Consider the following 244-nt stretch of genomic DNA (forward strand, 5'->3'; position numbering starts at 1 on the left):
CCCAGTTTTCCTTTTAACATTTTTTACTAATAAGCTTAATTCAATATCCTCTTTACTCCTTTTAGTATCTACTTCGGAAGAAGCAGTATCGGCCGGCCTTCTTTTTAATTTTTCTTGAATTAGTTTCTCCATGTTTTTGGTCTTCTTGAAGTTAGGATCGCTGGGGTCGATATTAAAATGATGTGAATTGTAAATTGCAGAGAAACGTTGGTCGTCCAGGTTTATTTCGAAGTCTGGTAAGGAC

1 protein-coding gene is annotated in these 244 nt (G+C 36.1%); it reads right to left on the reverse strand.

The window, feature by feature from the left end; genetic code table 11:
* A partial coding sequence (locus F0L68_RS45845; protein ID WP_149855410.1) for a hypothetical protein occupies positions 1–244 on the reverse strand: 244 nt, incomplete at both ends.

Origin of the sequence: Solihabitans fulvus (genome assembly GCF_008386585.1) — a bacterium.
Lineage (GTDB): Bacteria > Actinomycetota > Actinomycetes > Mycobacteriales > Pseudonocardiaceae > Solihabitans > Solihabitans fulvus.